The organism is Aquimarina hainanensis (genome assembly GCF_042684685.1).
In the GTDB taxonomy this organism is placed as follows: Bacteria; Bacteroidota; Bacteroidia; order Flavobacteriales; family Flavobacteriaceae; genus Aquimarina; species Aquimarina hainanensis.
Genome location: NZ_JBHULX010000016.1, coordinates 1 through 521 on the forward strand (window position 1 = coordinate 1; position 521 = coordinate 521).

The window sequence follows — 521 nt, forward strand, 5'->3', positions numbered from 1 at the left end:
ACAGCGGATTCTTCAGATAGTTTAACAGTAACGGTAGATGGAGTTACCTATAGCGAAGGAGACGGGAATCTGGTAGACAATGGCGATAATACCTGGAGTTTAACGATTCCAGCGGGCAATGAGATCAGTCCTGACGGGACCTATGATGTAACCGCTACAGCCACGGATACAGCTGGTAATACGGCTACGGATACCACTTCCGGGGAACTGATCATCGATACAGTCGCGCCTACAGTTCCAACAGTGGTTAGTCAGACCACCAATGATACCACCCCGGTGATCACAGGTACAGCGGATTCTTCAGACAGTTTAACAGTAACGGTAGATGGGATTACCTATAGCGAAGGAGACGGAAACCTGGTAGACAATGGCGACAATACCTGGAGTTTAACAATTCCAGCGGGTAATGAGATCAGCCCTGACGGGACCTATGATGTAACGGCTACAGCCACGGATACAGCTGGTAATACGGCTACGGATACCACTTCCGGGGAATTAACAATTGATACAGTCGCGCCTAC

General features: G+C 49.1%; 1 protein-coding gene. It reads left to right on the forward strand.

What is annotated here, in order from left to right; genetic code table 11:
- Nucleotides 1-521, forward strand: a 521-nt coding sequence (locus ACFSTE_RS09525; RefSeq protein WP_378298115.1) for an Ig-like domain-containing protein, incomplete at both ends; no start/stop codon positions are given.